Below are 16,755 nucleotides of genomic sequence, written 5' to 3'. Positions count from 1 at the left end.
AGCGGTGGTGTTGACGGGTCAGTGCAGCCGGGCCAGCACGGTGCGGCCGTGGGCCAGGAGGGCGAGATCGTCTTGCTCGTGTCCGCGGACCAGGGCGGTGATCGCCTCGATGGCTCCGAAGGATTCGAGGAGACGCTGCTCGGTGTCGGTGGGATGCCTGCCGTATCCGGCGTAGAAGGCGTTCCGTAGCGGGGGTATTGCCTGCCAGCGGCGGAACTCCAGACGGGCGAAGTCCCTGATCCGCGCGTCGCGCCGCATGTGCTCCAGGTCGTACAGGCCGAACGATTCGCCCAGTATCCAGTTCCGGGGCTGGTAGTCGAGGTGGCACACAGCGCTGTCCATGAGCGTGTTCGCCAGAACCTCTTGATGCGCGGACAGCAGTCCGCGCTCGTCGGCGGTGATGAGGCCGGCCTGCTCGGCACGGCCGATCCAGTGGGCGAGGCGGTGCGCCAGTTCGGGGCCGACAGCTCCGGAGCGCGGGATGAGGGTGACCTGGTGCAGCAGCCGCAGGATACGGCCGGCCTCATGATGCGCGCGTTCCTCGTCGGGCGAGCCCGGGGCCACGGCGTCCGCCCGTGTGCCGTCCAGCGCGGTCACCAGCAGCGTGTGCGTACTGTCGTGCCAGCCGACCAACTCCGGTGCATGCCCGGCCAGGTGGCGTGCCCAGGTGCCGTACGCCTTGACCTCCTGGGCGTACCGGGTGCGGGCGGTGTGCTGTTTGGCGAAGTACCGTCGCCCCCGGCCATCTATCAGTTGGAGCAGCCTGGGCGGAAGGCCGGGATCGGGCAGGACGCGGACGGCGCCGAGCGTGTGACGGGCCAGTTCGAGGCGCGGATCGACGGAGGCCGTGATCACGAAGCCGCCTCCGTCGCCGGGAGAAGCTGGTGCGAGGTGTCGTTGTGCCGGTCCAGGATCCAACGGGTCTGGTCCAGCCGGTTGCGGTGGTGCTGCCAGCAGGTGAGGGAGCCGTGGGTGACGCTGAAGCCCGCCGGAGCGCCGAGGGGGATGCCCAGGAGCAGAGTGTGGGCGGCGATCACGGTCTCGCCGTGCGTGGCGAACAGGACGCGGTCGCCCTCGTGTTCGTCTATCAGCTGCGACAGGAAGTCGCCGGCGCGGGCGAGGTACCCGTTCCAGGTGTCGGATCCCAGCGCCCAGGGGGTGTCGGGGTGGGCGTGCGGTCCGCCGTCCGCGGCGGTTTTCACCTCCGGCCAGGGCTTGCCGTCGGCATCGCCGTGGACAGGCCCGTCGAGCCGCTCGTCCATGGTCAGGGGGAGGCGAAGGGCCTGGCTGAAGATCTCTCCGGTCTGGATCAGGCGCAGGCGTGGTCCGCAGTAGAGCGCGTCGAACGGCTGCTCCTGGTGCTCGGCGGCGAGCCGGGAGGTGGCCCGCTCGACCTGGTCGTATCCGCGGTTGGTCAGTCCGGTGCAGGTCCGCGGCCCGCCGACCAGACCGTCGACATTGCACTGGGCCTCGCCGTGACGGACGAAGACAAGTTCGGTAGTGATCATGATCAGCCTCGGGGTCGGGGGCAGTCGGCGGGCCAGCCGTAGAGGTAGCCGTTGCGCCCCAGGTACGGCGCGGTCAGGACGGCGTGCAGGGCGAGAAAGTCGTCGAGACGCTCACGGTCCGTGACACCGAGCGTGACGTCGTGGCGTGCGGCGGCCTCGTTGTAAAGGACCAGGGCGGCGTCGATGACTGTGGGCCGCAGAGGCCCGTACGTCAGCTGCAGCGTCAGGACCAGCTTCGCCAGGTCGTACGCCGCCGGGGCCAGGGTGAGGTCGTCGGTGTCGATGGTGAACAACACGCCCGTCTCGGCGATCAGGACGTTGCGGGGGTTGCTGTCCTTGTAGAAGACGGCCGGTCCCTCTGCGGTCTTCTCCAGCAGCGACAGCATCGCGTGCAGGGCGGCCTTGTTGGGCAGGTATCCCTGCTCCAGCCGTACTCGCAGTGCGGCGGTGCGCGGGCTGAGGTAGTCGGCGAACTCGGTTCCGTCGTCGAAGCGATGCGGTACGTGCAGGTCGGCTGTCTGGAGGTCGCTGGCCCAGGCGGTGCCGTCGGCGTCGCCCAGAAGTTGTGCCAGGCGGGGCAGGTCCTCTGGTCGGGCCGGGCGCCCCTTGACCCACTGATAAGTCACGCTGTTCGACCGGATCACCTGAAGCATCGGCAGATGCAGGGGGTGTGCGTGCTCGGTGAGCCACCAGTGGTGGCGAACGGCGGCGGCGACCCGGGAGGAGTCGGTGTAGTGCTTGGTGAAATGCCCGCTTGTCACGCCGCTCCTCCCCCCGCTCTGGCCACGATGTAGGTGATGGTGGAGTGGGTGGTGACCGGCCGGTCCGGCAGGAACTCGTGCAGGACGGCGGCCACCGCTTGCGGGTTGCCGTACAGGCCGGGGGCCAGTTCGTATTTCGGGTTGGTGGCCACGTACTCCGCGACGTGGTCGTGACCGTCGAAGGTGAACAGGTGCTCCTCGTCCTCGGTGTTCACGACGTCGAGCGCGGTGGCGGCGAGGTCGGCGAGGTTGCCGCTGTGCGCGGAGATGTACAGGCTCTCGTGGTGCTCGGCCCTCGGGTCGAGGCCGGATGCGGCGACCAAGTGGTCCAACTCCCGGTAGCTGTCGAGGGACTTGGTGACCAGCACGGCCAGTCCGCCGGGGCCCAGTACACGGTTGATCTCCCCGACCACGGCCTGCGGGCGGGTGGAGTGGTAGAGGCAGAACGCGGCGACTGCCAGATCACACGAGGCGGTGGGCAGGGGCAGATCGTGGAAGTCTCCCTGGAGGAAGCTCACCTGCACGCCGGGCAGACGCCGAGTGCGTGCGCGGGCCTGCCCGATCAGGGCCGCGGAGGCGTCGAGGCCGACGACCCGGCGCGGGCTCAGGAGTTCGGCGAGGGTCTTGCTGCTCGTCCCGCGACCGCAGCCGACGTCGAGGACCACACCGAGACGGTCGGCACGTCCGTGGTGGGCGCGTACCAGCTGGACGATCGTGTCCGGTACGGGACGGCCAGAGGTCTTGGCCCGCATCAGGGCGTTGGACCGTCCGGCCAGGCGTGAGGGTTCCCCGTAGAGCTCCGCCTGCCGCACGGGATCGAGGAAGGGGTTGGCCTCGGTCATGCCGCGCCCTCCCCTCGCGGGCGCGGAGGGCTCAGCTGCGTTCGGCAGCCACCTGTTGCAGCCAGCGGCGCGTCTGGCGCCGGTTGGCCAGCAACACCACGTCGGCCCGACCGGAGGCGAACTGGTCGATCTTGGCCATGACGCGGGGGCGCATCTTGCGGCGGTACGTCGCCACGTACCGGATCACACCCCAGTGGATACGGTTGTGCACCCCGTTGCCCTTGTGCCCGGCCCCGTGCCGGAGCTGCCGGGAGAAGATCCCGTACAGCGCGGAAATCGTGGACACGTCCATCAGGACCACGGTGTCGCAGGCTTCGAGCCGCGTCTGGAGCGTCGAGTTGTAGTTGCCGTCGATCACCCATCGCGGCTGCGCGACCAGCTCCCGCTGCAGCTCGGTGAACTTCTCCGTAGGCAGCGCGGTCCACTCGTCGTCGTAGAACGCGGCGTCCAGGTGCGTCACCGGGGCGTCGATGATCTTCCCCAGTGTGCGGGCCAGGTAGGACTTGCCGCTGCCCCCGCAGCCGACGATGGCGACCTTCTCCATGGTGCTCCAGCCTAGAGTCGCTCGGGCGCCCGAGCGGACGGGCCGCCGGAACGCGTTCGGATGACCCGGGCACGGCGGCCCGGGTGGTCTGTCGCATCATGCCGCTCCTCGCTCGGTCGAGGGGGCGACGATCGTGTTCAGCACGGTCTCCAGGGCGTCGACCTGCCTGCTCAGGCGGAACAGGTCCAGGTGGTTAAGACAGGCCGCGATCAGATCCGTGTGCTGCTGGCTGCCGGCGATCCGCCGGAGGAAGGCGAGGCGCTCGATCACCTCCTGGCTGGAGGACACGATCAGGTCGGCGGGCACGAACTGCTCGGCGCGGAGGATGTCGGCCGGGGCCAGGGGCAGGCATCCGGCCAGTACCGCTTCGAAGATCCGCTGGGTCATCTGCCCGACGACGGCGTACCGCTCGGGCAGCATGAGGACGGTGGCCAGGGACCTGCTGTACAGCTCGTGGGCTTGTGGGAAGGGGATCCGGCCGAGGAAGTGGACGTGCGGCCAGCGCTCGGTCCGGGTCCACTTGCCGCCGACCTGGTGTGAGCGATGGGCGGCGGCCGGGGCGAAGTAGTGGTCGAAATGGTGGTCGCGGTCGTACTGGTTGCCCACGTAGCCGAGGTCGAGGTCGCGGGGTGCCGTGGCGAGCGCGTGCGGATCCGCCTGGGCCAGGAGCTGGTCGTCGACGGGGAAGAGCAGGCGGTGGGCCCCGGGCGAGGGGGCGAGGGCGGCTTCGCACACGGCGGTCCGCGGAGCGCGGCGCCATATGCTGTCGATCCGCAGTGTCCGGTCCTTGTCCCAGATCACGGTCGGCATGCCGCGCCGTACGGCGTAGTGCATGAGGAGTTCGCCCTGGCGGTGCAGGTCGCAGGTGTGCCCCTCGGTGCCGCATACGCTGGTGTTGCGTCCGCTGATCAGCCAGCGCCACTCCAGGAGCAGGACGTCGATTTCCGGGATGCCGTTGTCGAAAACGTAGGCACCGCCGAGGTCGTCGCCTGCTTCGAGCAGGTCGCGGTTGGCCTGGAGGAAGACGATCTCGTGCCCGCGGGCGCGGAGGGCGTCGATGAAGGGGCGACGGTGGCTGCGGCCCCCGTCGGGTGTGTCGGTGATTCCGTTGCCGAGGAAGCCCCAGAAGCTGTACCCGATCCTCATTTGGTGATCCACCGGCTTTCCAGCAGCAGGGCGTCCAGGCCGGAGCCGGTCAGGCAGTCCAGGGCCATGGCCGGTGTCCCGCAGATCGGCTTGCCCTTGATGTTGAGCGAGGTGTTGATCAGCACCGGGACCCCGGTGCGGCGGGCGAAGGCGGTCAGCACCGCGTGCATGAACGGGTTCTGCGCGGCGGTGACGGTCTGCAGACGGGAGGTGTTGTTGGCGTGGACGATGGCCGGAACCCGCTCGCGCGCGGTGTCCGTGACGCCGGAGGCCATCGACATGTAGGGGGCCTCCTGACCGAGGGTGAAGAACTCCTTGGCGCGCGCGGCCAGCACCATCGGGGCGAAGGGCCGAAACGGCTCCCGGTACTTCACGGTCGCGTTCAGCCGTTCCACCACTCCCGGCTCCAGGGGCGAGGCGAGGATGGAGCGGTTACCCAGGGCGCGGGGGCCGGCTTCCACCCGGCCTTGGAACAAGCCGACGATCATGCCGTGGGCGAGCTGGTCGGCGAGGAACTCGGCGGTCTCGATCCCTAGCGTCTTCTGCTGCAGCCCGGGCCAGGCGGTGAGGTCGAGGGGCTGGTTCTCAAAGGACGGGCCGAGGTAGCAGCTTCGCGCGATGCCCGACAAGGGGCGCTGGTTGCCGCTGTCGATGTGCACGGCGACCGCGGCACCGACCGCCGTGCCGGCGTCACCGGGGGCAGGCGGCACGAAGACGTCGTCGAAGATGCCGGCCTCGATGATCCGGCCGATGCTCACACAGTTCGTGGCAACCCCGCCACCCGCGCACAGCCGGCGCGAGCCGGTGATCAACCTCGCTCGGCGGGCCAGGTGCAGCATGACCTGCTCGGTGCGCTCCTGGAGGGCCGCGGCCAGGTCCTGATGGACGTCCAGGACCGGCTCGGCCGCATGGCGCGCAGGACACGTCTCGGCGAGGAAGCGACGCGAGATCCGCGGGTAGCCGGAGGACAGCGTGCGCGGGGGGAAATACGAGGGGTCGACGTAGAAACCACTCTGCGTGGTGCGCACGGCCCGCGCGAACAGGTGCCGGAACCGTTTCGGGTCGCCGAGCGCGGCGAGCGCCATCACGGTGCCTTCCTCATCACCGCGACGCCATCCCAGATGCTCGGTGACCGCGCCGTACACGTAGCCCAGCGAGGCCGGGTCGTAGAGCGATTCCAGGGTGCGGGTGCGCGGGCGCAGCGCGTTGTGGCCGTGGGCGATGGTGGTGGTCTGCCGTTCTCCGAGGCTGTCCACGACCAGCACCGCGGACTCCGTCCACCCCGACCAGGAGAAGGCCGCCAGCTGGTGGGCCCGATGGTGGAGGACCGGCACCACGCGGGCGGAGGGAAACAGCCGGCCCAGGGCGCCGACGCGCCGCTGGGTACGCAGCCCGACCTTGGCGAACCCGTGGGCCCTGGGCAGCGCCCGCTCGCGGGTCGTCGCCGACAGAGCCAGGCGCAGCGCGGCCGGGGACTCGACCAGGTAGTGGGCGGGATGGAAGTTGTAGGCGACGGCGTCCACGTCGCCGGGGGTGAGTCCGGCTTCCTTCAGCAGCCAGTCGACCGCACGCTGCGGGAACGCCTTGGTGTGTTTGTCCTCGGACAAACGCTCTTCCTCGACGAATCCGCCCAGCTCCCCCTCGACCAGCAGGGCGGCGGACGAGTCATGGGTGTAGGAGCACAGGCCGAGGACGACGGCAGGGGTGTGGTCCATGGCGGTTGTCACCTGGCCCCTGCCGTGGTGCGGGCGGACGAGGATGCGGCGCGGCGGTTCAGCTCGCCGTACCAGGACGTCAGCGCCGGGCCGAGAGGGCCGTCGACCTGTTCCGCTTGGCGCCGCGCCGCGTCGCGCAGGTCGTTCTTCCACAGCTGGTAGCTGCGCATCGTGGCGGTCATGGCGTCCCAGCCCGGATGCCCGGTCAGGTCCAGGGCCTGGACGTGCCGGAGCAGTTCGTCGAAGCCCGACCAGGGGGTGCGGAGGTCGGGCATGATCTCGCTCGCGGTGAGCGAGGTGAGCTGGTCGGCCTGGTCGAGATGGTCTTCGTAGATGTGCAGGGAACCCACGTGGTGGTGGAAGTCGCCGAGCTCGGCGCCGAGCCACCCGGCGACCAGCTCGTGGAGGACGGTGTAGAAGAACAGGTCGTACGGCATGCCGATCCACACGTCCTGGCCGCGCATGGTGGTCGTCATATGGAGGCGGCCGGCGCGAAGGTGGAAGCCGAAGCCGAGCGTGCAGGGCACGTCCTTGTGCCCGGCGGCGTCCAGGGCAGGGTCGTACAGCTGGATCAGAGCCCGGCGGGAGTCGGGATCCGCTGTGAGGATTTCGACGATCTGGCGCAACTGGTCGACCTTCCCTGCCCAGTTCCGCATCCGTGGCCCGTACGCGCCCCGCAGTACGCCGTCATCGGCGTACTGCCTCAACCGGGCGTTGTAGTCAAAGATCCAGTCGGCATCGGAGCCGGAGAGGTGCCAGACGGTCTCGGCCACCGCGAACGCCGGATTGAGGATCCTTGACGGCGGCGCGGACAGCAGACGGGCCCGGGGCTGGGTCAGCAGCATGTGGACGTCGAGGACCTCGCGGGTCGCCATGCCGCGCGGCGCGACCTTCACGCCGCTCTTGGCCAGGGTGACGGCCCCGGCGAAGAGTTCGGCGACGCTGTCGCCGGTCAACTGGGTCATCGGGCACGGACTCCTTCGCCCCGCGCCTGCGTGCGATCAGCGCCGGGGGCATCGTGGTGGACGGGGGCAGGCCGCGCGGCGGTGTCGGCGCGGCCGAGGATGAGGTACGCGATGTCGGCAGCGCTGCTGCCGCGCCACCGGCACACCGCATCCGGCACCGTCAGGGCGACGGGCTGGCCGGGCCGGGCCAGCGCGGAGAGAACGTCGGCGACCTCCCCGGCACTGGTGCAGCGCGAGGCGAGGCCGTGGTCGGCCAGCCCGAGGGTGCGCTCGCCGACCGCGCCGATTTCGAGGACTGGCACGTTCAGGAGGGCCGCCTCGATACCGCAGGTCGAGTACGCACTGGCCAGAGCATCGGCACCGGCAAAGCACCCCCGGGCCCCGACCTGTGGGTCGGCCACGGCCACGAGCGGTCCGCCGTTCTGCCGGGTCAGGGAGGAGAACGCGTCGGCGCTCTGCGCGGGGTGGGGGGCGATGACGAGTCCCCAGTCGCCGTCGCCTCCACGGAGTCCGTCCATGAGCATGTCGGCCTGGGCACGGAGTCGGTCAGGACCGAAGGGCTGACAGGCCCAGACCGCGATCCGCTCGGGCTCCCTCCCTGTGGTGGCGGTCATCAGCCGTTCCAGATAACGCCGTTGGGTCTCGGGGTCGAGATGAGACAGGCCGTCGAAGCGAGGCTGGCCCAGGACGTGGACCTCGGCGACAGGATGCCGCGCCCAGGTGTTCGCGAGGGCGACGTCGCGTTCTCCCATGACGACGATGTGACGGCTGTGCAGGGCAGGCCACGCGACCGACTCGGCCGTCCACGCACCGTGCTGAACGTGCACCGTGCTGATGCCGCGGCGCTCAGCCGCGTGCACGGCGAGCGCTCCCAGCGGGCTGGTGTCGTTGCTGACCAGCAGAGTGTGCGGCCGGGCAGCGGTAAGGACGTCGTCCAGCCAGGCTTCCGCTTCCACAACGGAGCGCCACGACGGCTGGGTGCAACCCCCGCTCGTCTCCAGCAGCACCGACAAGAGCAGGAGCAGCCGGTCCAGCAGGACCTTGTGCTCCTTCACCCGCACGACGGCACCGTCCGTCGACGGCAGCCCTTCCACGGCACCGCTCAGCCCGAAGAGTCCATCCGGCGGCGAGCACAGTCTCACGTTCTCGGAATCTGGAGCCGGACTCCGCTCCGCCGCATCGGTGGCGAGGTCGATCAGAAGGCTCCTTCGCCCGTCACGCGCGAGCACGTCGAGCACGGGGAGCAGAGTGGCCGCGTGACGCGACGACCATGACAGCGCCACCACGTCACTGCTCAAGTTCCCGCAAACAGCCGGGACAGCAGCGGCCACCTCGGGAGCGGGAAGGGTTCGCAAGGGCGCGGACCGCAGTGGGTTGTGCGGGGCTGCCGCGCCTAGTACGAAGGCCACACCGGACCAGCTGACGGTGTAGGACCGGTACTCCCGCGAGCTGCTCGACCGCACCCCGACGAGCCCCTCGTACGGCGCGAGTGCCATCGAGCCCGGGGCCTTCGCGAACGGTTCCCAGGCACTGAGCGCCGAGAGCTTGCGTACCAGCTGCGCCACCAGGCGCCGGGCTGGCACATGCTGCACGTGGAGCCAGTTCGCACCGCCCGGTGTCGCCACGAGGTGCGCGCCGTGTGTCTCAAGGGCACCCATGATCCGGTCGACGTGTTCGTCTACCTCGCCCGAATTCAGTGGCAGAGCCTGCAGGTCCCGAGTGGTGATCTGCTCCGCCCGCATGTGGGCGAGAGAGCCCTCTCCTACCAAAGCCCACAACGACTGGCCCGCGGCACCGGTCTGCACGAGGCCGAGTGCGCTGTGCCCAACTGCCTTCACACCAGGCCCCCTTCGATGAACGGGGCCGGAGCGGCGGTGACGCCGAGGAGGTGTAACAGTTCCCTGGGCGATTCGGCGACCGCGGTGGACGGACCGATCGGACGGCCATATCCCCAACCCGCGTGGATATAGGGGACGCCGGCTCGGTGTGCGGCCTCCTGGTCGACCGCCATGTCGCCGACGTATGTCGCCTTGGCCGGATCGCTGCCGAGCTCGATCAAGGCGAGCAGGATCGGGTCCGGTGCCGGCTTGCCGCGCCCCGGCCCGTCGGGCCCGCGAACCACGGCGAACGGGCAGCCCAGCTCCGCGAGAAGAGGCGTTGCCCGGACCAGCGGCTTGGACGTGACGACCCCGAGCGACCAGCCGGCGGCAGCGACGGCGAGCAGCACGTCTGTGATGCCATCGAACGCTCGGGCCAGGTGGGCCACGGCCGTTGACGCTTCGGTGTATGTCCGGTGAATCGCCTCGGCGTTGGCCAGGCCGAGACGTTCCATGATGGCGTCGAAGGGGCGGCCGAGATGCTCCTGGTACGCGGTGAACGGCACATCGAGACCATGGGCCTCCTGCACCGCGTGCCACGCGCTCTCCATCACGGGAAGTGTGTCGACGAGGACCCCGTCCAAGTCCAGGAGAAGGCTGCGCGGTCCCTCGGAGTCGACGTCGGCGCTGCTCCCCGTCGCGGGGGACGAAGTCAGGGAAGGTAGCTGAGGGGGCATGACGGAGGGCTCCAATGAGATCAAGGGGATGACGAGGATTCAGGAAGCGGGAGCCGGCTCGGGGCGCCTGATGAAGGCGAGCACCCGCTTGCCGGTCCCGTCCTCGGTGGGACACGTGGTCCAGCTGTCGGCCGTCGCCGACACGAGGTGGAGGCCGCGCCCGCTGATCGAGTCCTCGTCGGCAGCCTGCTCCACCGGGACGTGAGGCGAGTTGTCCTCTACCTCGATCGTCACCACATCCGCCTGGACCATGAGCGTCAGCGTGATCTCCTCGTCGCGCTCACCCTGTCCCGTGGTCCGGTCTCTCGCGGGAGCCTCGCTGGACCGGCCATAGCGCTCGGCGTTGGTGGTGAGTTCGCTGACGATGAGCACGGCATCGTCCAGGAGGTCGTCCATCCCCCAGGCGCTGAGCGCGTCCCGTGTGAAGGAACGGGCCATCCGAGGAGCATGGTCGTCAGCGGCCAGGGTCAGACTCTTCTGGTGCTCGGGGGAGTCGACCCAGTCGTCTTGGGCCTGAGATTGATTCATGCCCGGCTCCTGACGGCGCGTCCCTCGGCGGACGGTGGCTCCCAGCCCTCTTTCGCCTCTGAGGCGGCGGTAGCGGTTGTCGAGGCGCTGGGATGGGTCCTGGCGTCGGCACCAGACGTGTGGCTGGTCTTCACCGGATTTCCTCCCGGGCAAAGGCAGATGGTGGTTTCGTTGGCCTTGAGCGAACCGTGAATGACGGCGAGTTGGTATCCCCGGCCGGTCCTTGATGCCGTCAAACCCGTCAAAGATTGTTCTCTTGTGAACGGGGACGCAGGATGGCACGCAGGAACGAACAACTGGCCGCTGTGATTGCGGAGACCGGCTGGTCGCAGCCCAAGGTGGCCGCAGCGGTAGTCAGGGTTGCGGCGGAGGTTGGCGCGGACGAACTGTTCAGCACGAGCCGTTCGCACATCGCGATGTGGATCTCCGGAACCCGCCCCACCGGCAGGGCGCCCCGTATCTTGTGTGAGACGTTGTCCCGGAGGCTGCAACGCCCGGTCACGCTGGCGGAGATTGGACTCTCGGGATCGACTCCCGAGGCCGCCCCGGCATCCGAATGGCGCGTCGATACGCTGACCGCGCTGGTGGATCTGGGGAGGAGCGACGTGGACTTGGAACGCCGCCAACTGCTGGCTGGGGCTGCCTACTCGGTAGGTGGTCTGGTGCTGCCAGGGCAGCAGTGGTGGGACGACGCCCCCCAGCGAGCCAGGTCCCGTCCGGCGGCGACCAGCCGTCGGATCGGCGCTAGCGAGGTCATCGCCGTCCGCGAGATGACCGAGTTCTTCTCGAAGCGAGACCAACGACATGGCGGGATGGACGGCCGTACAGCTCTGCGGCAGTACATCCTCGATGACGTCGCCGGATACGTGGGTGGGGTCTTCACGAGCGAAGAGACACGCCGAGACCTTCTCGCTGCCGCCTCCGAAGCCGTGTATGTGGCCGCGTGGATGAGCTTCGACGCCTCTCAACACGAGGCAGCGCGCCACTACTTCACCCTTGCCCTGAAGCTTGCTGCCGAAGCCGACGAAGCCCCGCTGGCGGGTCACATTCTGCGCGCCATGGCCCATCAGGCAACCGACTTGGGCCACCCCAGGGCAGGAGTGAGACTCTCGGCGGCTTCCGTGGACCGAAAGCGATACACCCTGGCCACACCCCGAGAGCGCGCGCTGCTCGGCGTCGTACAGGCACGCAGTCTCGCGACTGACGGACAGAAACGCGAGGCGATTGCAGCCCTTCTCCGTGCCGAGGACGACCTCGCTGCCGCTCGGCCCGGTGACGAAGATCCCCACCGGGTCTGGTTCTTCCAACAGGCGTCGCTGGCTCACGAGACGGCACGCACCCTGTGGACCCTCGGCGACCTCGAAGGAGCGCTCCGCGAGTTCAATAACAGCGTGCTGACAAGGAAGGCCGAGTTCAGCCGGACCCACGCCGTAACACTGGGCTACATGGGCACCGTCCAGGCCAAGCAGGGCAACGTCGAGGCAGCCTGCCACACGTGGGCCCAAGCCCTGGACGCAATGGAAGGCGTCCAATCGGGAAGAGCCCGTGAAGCCGTCGTGAACATGCGCCGTGTGCTGTCTCCCTTCCGGAACCGCGGAATCCACGCAGCAGCAGAGATCGACGAGCGAGCCAAGGCGGTACTCGAACGAGTAGCCTGACGGCACCGTGGTGGCGAGGATGAGCACGGTGCAGCCGTGCCTCCCGCTCTGCTCGAAACCGAGAAGGGGAAAGCCGTGTCCGCAGCGTCCATCGAAGTGCCTGTGATCGCCACCGTGGTTGGAGGCCACACCGGGCGGCTCGATGATTTCAAGGGCGGCGTGGAATCGATCATTCGGTTGCACCCGACCTACCCTGTGGAGACGCTGCAGGGGATCGAAGACTTCTCCCATCTCCAGGTCACCTGGTTCTTCAACTTCGGGTCCCCCGACGACGTTGCACTCCACGCTCGCAGCCCCCGTGACAATCCGGCCTGGCCGGCAACGGGGACCTTCGTACACCACAACCACCGCCGGCCCGCCCGGCTGGCAACCTCCTTTCCTCGGCTTCTCCGTGTTGACGGGCGCGATCTGCACGTGACCGATCTCGACGCAGATGAGGGAACAGCGGTGGTGGATCTGGTGGCGGTGTTCGAGGAGATGCTTCCTCACGGCCCCGTTACTCAGCCCTCTTGGCCGAGCGAGATGCTGGCCGACTACTGGCGAGACGCTGCCGAACGCTGAGGCAGCAGTACCACTGGGACCCGATTTGATCAATCGTGCGAGGCGGCGCCCATTGAGCGTGCCTTGCGAGCAGGCGTGTACGGAACAGGTCATCACCACGCCTCCTTGGGGTGTCCGGAATCGATCAGCGGCTCCCACGCTTGGTAGCGCCAGCGCCCCGCCATACGACGGTGTGTAAAGGGCCAGTCATGGCCTGACGGCTTGGCTGCGCTGCAGGGTCGCCCACTCCTGGGCCAAGTGCTGCCCGCCAGGTTGGTCCCCCTCGCGAGCGGGATCGGTGCCACCCTGCGGAACATCGTCATGGGTTCATCGCACCGTGTGCCTCAGCCTCGGACCAGGGGAAGCGGGAGGGGGAAAAACTTGTCAAGGGGGGAAACGGGAGGGGGAATTGAGGCCATGATTGGATTCCGCCCACCGACAGAGGTCAGACTCATGCCAGATCCGTTCGCTGACTTGCTCCTCCGGCTTCGGCAGGATGCGGGCAGGACGCAGGAGGAGCAGGCAGAGGCGATCAACGTTGTCTCCGGCCGCGACACAGTGACCCGCCGAGAGATCAGCCGTTATGAGAACTTTGAAACTATTCCCACCAGCCACACGATTGGCCATATTGCGGTGGCCTGCGGTGTCCCTTTCGAGGAGCTGCAGCGGGAGGCCAGGGCAGCCCGCACTCGGAAGAGAAAAGGGCATGCCAAGGCGGGGGAGGGCCAGGACGTCGTGAAGCGCCGCACGTTGCTGGGGGGCGCCGCGATCGGCGTGAGCACAGCTGCCGAGCCCTGGGGACGCCTCGCATTCGCTCTCCGCAAGGGGGCCAAGATCGATAGGGTCGCTGCCATCGCGCTCATCGATCGGGCCGCTGATCTGCACGTTCAGGAACTCAGCCTCAGCGCCCGGCGGCTGCAGAACACGGTTGAGTCGCATCTTGACGCGATCACGGCGGCCTTACCTCATGCCGGCGAGTACGAACGCGCGCTCACCATCGCGGCCGGGGAGACCGCCGCCCTGGCCGGATGGGTGGCCTGGGACCTGGGGGAGCATGGCAAAGCCGACGCCTACTACAAGGTCACGTCGCAGTGCGCGTCGACCGCTGGACACCCTCCACTCCGAGCTCTGGCCTTGACCTACACCAGCTACGGCATTTCGACTCCGAGTGCGAAGGCTGAACTCCTCTCCCCGGCTGCAAGGGACGTGCGAGGCCATGGCAACGCAACGGCTGCCGCCTGGGTCCTCGGCAGGCATGCCGAAGAAGCTGCGGCGGTCGGCGATGAGACGGAGGCGCTCAGGGCGTTGGAGCGGGCGCGGTTCGTCTATGACTTCGCGGATCACACGAGCGAGCAGGCGTAGGTCCGGTTTGTGACCCCGCACCGTATGGACTCGTTGGTGCTCTCCGTATAGGCCAGCTGGGGCGCCCCGAACTCGCGTCCACAGCTGACACTGCACTCGACCGCCTCGGAAGGGAGCTTCCGGACGGAGGCGTCGTGGTTCTCGGTGATCTTGCTTCAGCTCTTCTGCGCGGCGGCGACGTCGACCAAGGCGTCTACGTGTCACGTCAATTCGCCGTAGCGGCTCAGGCTAAACCCAACACGATGGGGAAGGAGCGCGCGTCAGCCATCGCCGCGTCCCTCCCAGCCAGCGAACAAGAACTAGCCCTTCACCTTGCACAGTTCGCAGCATAAGCGCCTCTCTATGGGCGACGCGGACGATCTTGGGCAGCGAAAGCCACCGTACGGCGGGCTCGGCGCTACTCAGCCCGGAGCTGTTTCCTGAGCAACCCAGGAGAGGTACGTCTCCGACCCTCCGGTCACGGGCAGCGTGATCCACTGGGGGACGTCGTACGGGTGCTTCTCATGCAGCCAGGCTTCCAGTGCTGGGAGGCGGTCTGTTGTGGTCATGTACGAGATCCGCCACTCCTGCGCTGCCGCGATCTTGCCCTCCCACCAGTAGTACGCGGCGACCGGCGCATCGATGTGAACGCCGGCTGCCAACTTGCTCTCAACCGCGCCCCGGGCCAGCGCCTTCGCCACCTCCTCGTCGTCGCTGGTCGTCTGCGCGATCACGATGTCGGTCATGTCACTGCCTCTCAAGCCGGGGGTAACCCGACCCTATCCAGCGGCGTTCCGTGGGCGTGCAGCTGCCAGGCTCTGCCGCAACCAGAATGGGTACGGCCCTGATCGAGCCTCATGGGTGGGACGAGGATGTGTCGTGTTGTCCCGGTGCCTCAAGGTCGAATGCGAGATGGGGCGGCATACCCGCGCCAAAGGGTCGTAACTATCTACATCTCCTCATCGTGAGCTAGGGATTCGCCCACGGCAGACAAGGATGCGCGCCGAAAAACTGGATAGTTGCGTCAGGGCTATGTCAACGTACAACGTCCCGCAAAACACCAGGCCAGCCGGTGCCTCCGTTCGAGTGCGATCCGGATTCCGAAACTGCTCGGAATTACGCGTCGCGAGGATCGGTCCTCTCGTGTGGCTGCTAGTTCGGAGGTCTTCCTGTCTGATTCCGCTATCCGATCTGCCCGCTTCACTCCACCCGTGCTCTTTGCCCTCGGAGGGCTGAATGCTTGGTTCGATCAGGCGGCAGGCAACTACCTTGCGGTCTCCACCGGACTCTGTGTCCGCGTCTGTGCGGCTGGCCTTTTCGGCGAAGACCTATTGCACCGAGGGTACCGGGGCAATCGTGTCGTCCTTGCGTACGTGGCACAGGCCCTCGGAATTGCCGAGCGCCGCGGCACGGTGAATCTCGACCGGCTTGCGCGGGCGACGGTCTTCTAGTGGTCGCCGCGGACAGCGAGCCTGGAGCCTTGCGGTCGTACCTTCTTCCCCCCTCCCGATGGTGAGCCCAAGCAGACGTCGGGTACGTGACGGGGCGCGCAACATAGCCGACGATCGCCGGTTAGCCAAACCGGCGATCGTCGCGACTATTGAGGTGTTCGCTTTTCGGCTGCGCTTGGCGGTGGAGTCGGGGCGGACGCAGGCAGCTTCGCGTTGGCAAGAGGAGGCGCGGGGCAGCTTTGCTACGGCGCCTTTGCCGTAGGCAGCGCGTGCCGCCGGCGGGCGGCAGTCCTTGCGCCGACCGCGCGAGGTGATGCTGCCGCGCTCCTGTCGCTTCTCGCTTCCCAGCAAGGAAACCCTGCCATGCGTCGATCCGGGATACCCCCTGCCTTTTTCCACTCCGAGATGTCGCTGAGCCCTGCACTCGGGGTCTGCGAGGTGACGGCGTGGCGGTAGCGGTGCGGCCCGGGGCAAAGCTGACAGTCGATGACGTGTGTGAGGAGCTGGGGATATCTCGATCCACCTTCTATGACTGGCGGCAGAAGGGGCGAGGGCCGCGTTGTATCCGACTTCCCAACGGCAGTCTCCGGATACGGCGCAGCGATTTCGAAAACTGGCTTAGTGATTGTGAGGATGCCTCTTGATTGATGGCACGTTTGACGTACGAATCTACAACATCGAGCGCCGGACGCGAGCGAACGGATACACCTACAAGGTAGTCTGGAAGGTTGGCACGAAGAAGCACAGCAAGACATACCCGACCAAGGCACTCGCGGATGCCCGACGCTCCGAGCTGTTGACCGCAGTCAAGCGTGGCGAGCCTTTCAGCGCCGAGACCGGTATGCCGATCTCGTACTCCAGCAAGGCGGCGGATAGCAACTGGTATGACTTCGCGGTCGAGTTCGTCGACAAGTCCTGGCCGCATTTCTCTGCGAACCAGCGGAAGAACGTGGCAAAGGCGATGACCTCCGCGACCGTCGCCTTGCTCCGGACGCCTCCGAAGCAGTTCGACCCGGTCAGGGTGCGTACGGCGCTGCGCGAGTGGGCCTTCAACTCCAAGCGCCGGACCAACCCGGAAGAGCGGATACCCGACGAGGTTCGCGTCATCCTCGACTGGGTCCAGCGGCAAAACCGGCCGCGTGGGACCGCTTTTGGAGGAGCCCCGAGACAAAGTGGAGGGAGGAGACGGTAAACCAGAGATC

The 16,755-nt window shown here is 67.8% G+C and carries 17 protein-coding genes; 5 read left to right on the top strand and 12 right to left on the bottom strand.

Annotated features, from left to right (window positions below):
• Nucleotides 1–18: 18 nt before the first annotated feature.
• The 11 genes from ABZT12_RS35380 to ABZT12_RS35330 all read right to left on the bottom strand — a co-directional run bounded on the left by ABZT12_RS35380 (nucleotide 19) and on the right by ABZT12_RS35330 (nucleotide 10,563).
• Nucleotides 19–855 carry a phosphotransferase gene (locus ABZT12_RS35380; protein ID WP_356392667.1) on the bottom strand — a complete coding sequence of 279 codons (837 nt, stop codon included), beginning with the start codon at nucleotides 853–855 and terminating at the stop codon, nucleotides 19–21.
• The gene (locus ABZT12_RS35375) at nucleotides 852–1,508 is read right to left on the bottom strand and encodes a histidine phosphatase family protein (protein WP_356392664.1); all 657 of its coding nucleotides are present in this window, start codon (nucleotides 1,506–1,508) and stop codon (nucleotides 852–854) included. Before ABZT12_RS35375 ends, ABZT12_RS35380 begins: the two co-directional genes overlap by 4 nt.
• Before the next feature lie 2 nt (nucleotides 1,509–1,510).
• Complete coding sequence (locus tag ABZT12_RS35370) at nucleotides 1,511–2,269, bottom strand: phosphotransferase (RefSeq protein ID WP_356392661.1); 759 nt, start codon at nucleotides 2,267–2,269, stop codon at nucleotides 1,511–1,513.
• A complete protein-coding gene (locus ABZT12_RS35365; protein ID WP_356392658.1) occupies nucleotides 2,266–3,111 on the bottom strand; it encodes a class I SAM-dependent methyltransferase in 846 nt (281 codons plus the stop codon). Before ABZT12_RS35365 ends, ABZT12_RS35370 begins: the two co-directional genes overlap by 4 nt.
• Before the next feature lie 31 nt (nucleotides 3,112–3,142).
• Nucleotides 3,143–3,655 (bottom strand): topology modulation protein, encoded by a 513-nt coding sequence (locus tag ABZT12_RS35360; RefSeq protein ID WP_356392656.1) that lies wholly within the window; start codon nucleotides 3,653–3,655, stop codon nucleotides 3,143–3,145.
• Nucleotides 3,656–3,751: 96 nt separating this feature from the next.
• On the bottom strand, nucleotides 3,752–4,801 hold the full coding sequence (locus ABZT12_RS35355; protein ID WP_356392653.1) for a hypothetical protein: 1,050 nt from the start codon (nucleotides 4,799–4,801) through the stop codon (nucleotides 3,752–3,754).
• Nucleotides 4,798–6,516 (bottom strand): carbamoyltransferase C-terminal domain-containing protein, encoded by a 1,719-nt coding sequence (locus ABZT12_RS35350; RefSeq protein WP_356392649.1) that lies wholly within the window; start codon nucleotides 6,514–6,516, stop codon nucleotides 4,798–4,800. The genes ABZT12_RS35355 and ABZT12_RS35350 overlap by 4 nt, the downstream gene beginning before the upstream one ends.
• A gap of 8 nt (nucleotides 6,517–6,524) precedes the next feature.
• On the bottom strand, nucleotides 6,525–7,481 hold the full coding sequence (locus ABZT12_RS35345; RefSeq protein ID WP_356392646.1) for a thymidylate synthase: 957 nt from the start codon (nucleotides 7,479–7,481) through the stop codon (nucleotides 6,525–6,527).
• Nucleotides 7,478–9,223, bottom strand: a complete 1,746-nt coding sequence (locus tag ABZT12_RS35340) for a hypothetical protein (protein WP_356392643.1) — start codon at nucleotides 9,221–9,223, stop codon at nucleotides 7,478–7,480. The genes ABZT12_RS35345 and ABZT12_RS35340 overlap by 4 nt, the downstream gene beginning before the upstream one ends.
• Before the next feature lie 92 nt (nucleotides 9,224–9,315).
• Nucleotides 9,316–10,035, bottom strand: a complete 720-nt coding sequence (locus ABZT12_RS35335; protein WP_356392641.1) for an HAD family hydrolase — start codon at nucleotides 10,033–10,035, stop codon at nucleotides 9,316–9,318.
• Between the two features lie 39 nt (nucleotides 10,036–10,074).
• On the bottom strand, nucleotides 10,075–10,563 hold the full coding sequence (locus ABZT12_RS35330; protein ID WP_356392638.1) for an ATP-binding protein: 489 nt from the start codon (nucleotides 10,561–10,563) through the stop codon (nucleotides 10,075–10,077).
• Between the two features lie 275 nt (nucleotides 10,564–10,838).
• On the opposite strand from ABZT12_RS35330, the gene ABZT12_RS35325 reads away from it, so the two are divergent.
• From ABZT12_RS35325 to ABZT12_RS35315, 3 genes are all read left to right on the top strand, one after another.
• Nucleotides 10,839–12,221, top strand: a complete 1,383-nt coding sequence (locus tag ABZT12_RS35325; RefSeq protein WP_356392635.1) for a Tat pathway signal protein — start codon at nucleotides 10,839–10,841, stop codon at nucleotides 12,219–12,221.
• Between the two features lie 75 nt (nucleotides 12,222–12,296).
• Entirely contained in the window at nucleotides 12,297–12,782 is a 486-nt protein-coding gene (locus ABZT12_RS35320) for a TrmO family methyltransferase (RefSeq protein WP_356392735.1), read from the top strand.
• 432 nt (nucleotides 12,783–13,214) lie between these two features.
• A complete protein-coding gene (locus ABZT12_RS35315) occupies nucleotides 13,215–14,123 on the top strand; it encodes a helix-turn-helix transcriptional regulator (protein ID WP_356392632.1) in 909 nt (302 codons plus the stop codon).
• A gap of 401 nt (nucleotides 14,124–14,524) precedes the next feature.
• Here the strand turns inward: ABZT12_RS35315 and cutA are convergent, their stop codons facing one another.
• Nucleotides 14,525–14,848 (bottom strand): divalent-cation tolerance protein CutA, encoded by a 324-nt coding sequence (cutA, locus tag ABZT12_RS35310; RefSeq protein ID WP_356392629.1) that lies wholly within the window; start codon nucleotides 14,846–14,848, stop codon nucleotides 14,525–14,527.
• Nucleotides 14,849–15,999: 1,151 nt separating this feature from the next.
• Between cutA and ABZT12_RS35305 the strand changes: the two genes are divergently transcribed.
• Together ABZT12_RS35305 and ABZT12_RS35300 are read left to right on the top strand one after the other, a co-directional pair.
• Nucleotides 16,000–16,197 carry a helix-turn-helix domain-containing protein gene (locus ABZT12_RS35305; protein WP_356392626.1) on the top strand — a complete coding sequence of 66 codons (198 nt, stop codon included), beginning with the start codon at nucleotides 16,000–16,002 and terminating at the stop codon, nucleotides 16,195–16,197.
• Nucleotides 16,194–16,745, top strand: coding sequence for a hypothetical protein (locus ABZT12_RS35300; protein WP_356392624.1), 552 nt, complete (start codon nucleotides 16,194–16,196; stop codon nucleotides 16,743–16,745). The genes ABZT12_RS35305 and ABZT12_RS35300 overlap by 4 nt, the downstream gene beginning before the upstream one ends.
• Nucleotides 16,746–16,755 lie beyond the last annotated feature (10 nt).

The organism is Streptomyces sp. NPDC005423 (assembly GCF_040606415.1).
Taxonomy (GTDB): domain Bacteria; phylum Actinomycetota; class Actinomycetes; order Streptomycetales; family Streptomycetaceae; genus Streptomyces.
The sequence above is the reverse complement of the archived record's forward strand: the minus strand, read 5'-3'. Positions and strand labels throughout refer to the sequence as shown.

Coding starts and splice junctions, on each gene's coding strand:
- ABZT12_RS35375 (WP_356392664.1), bottom strand. CDS start 1,508: ATGATCACTACCGAACTTGTCTTCGTCCGTCACGGCGAGGCCCAGTGC.
- ABZT12_RS35365 (WP_356392658.1), bottom strand. CDS start 3,111: ATGACCGAGGCCAACCCCTTCCTCGATCCCGTGCGGCAGGCGGAGCTC.
- ABZT12_RS35360 (WP_356392656.1), bottom strand. CDS start 3,655: ATGGAGAAGGTCGCCATCGTCGGCTGCGGGGGCAGCGGCAAGTCCTAC.
- ABZT12_RS35355 (WP_356392653.1), bottom strand. CDS start 4,801: ATGAGGATCGGGTACAGCTTCTGGGGCTTCCTCGGCAACGGAATCACC.
- ABZT12_RS35350 (WP_356392649.1), bottom strand. CDS start 6,516: ATGGACCACACCCCTGCCGTCGTCCTCGGCCTGTGCTCCTACACCCAT.
- ABZT12_RS35345 (WP_356392646.1), bottom strand. CDS start 7,481: ATGACCCAGTTGACCGGCGACAGCGTCGCCGAACTCTTCGCCGGGGCC.
- ABZT12_RS35340 (WP_356392643.1), bottom strand. CDS start 9,223: ATGCGGGCGGAGCAGATCACCACTCGGGACCTGCAGGCTCTGCCACTG.
- ABZT12_RS35335 (WP_356392641.1), bottom strand. CDS start 10,035: ATGCCCCCTCAGCTACCTTCCCTGACTTCGTCCCCCGCGACGGGGAGC.
- ABZT12_RS35330 (WP_356392638.1), bottom strand. CDS start 10,563: ATGAATCAATCTCAGGCCCAAGACGACTGGGTCGACTCCCCCGAGCAC.
- ABZT12_RS35325 (WP_356392635.1), top strand. CDS start 10,839: ATGGCACGCAGGAACGAACAACTGGCCGCTGTGATTGCGGAGACCGGC.
- ABZT12_RS35315 (WP_356392632.1), top strand. CDS start 13,215: ATGCCAGATCCGTTCGCTGACTTGCTCCTCCGGCTTCGGCAGGATGCG.
- cutA (WP_356392629.1), bottom strand. CDS start 14,848: ATGACCGACATCGTGATCGCGCAGACGACCAGCGACGACGAGGAGGTG.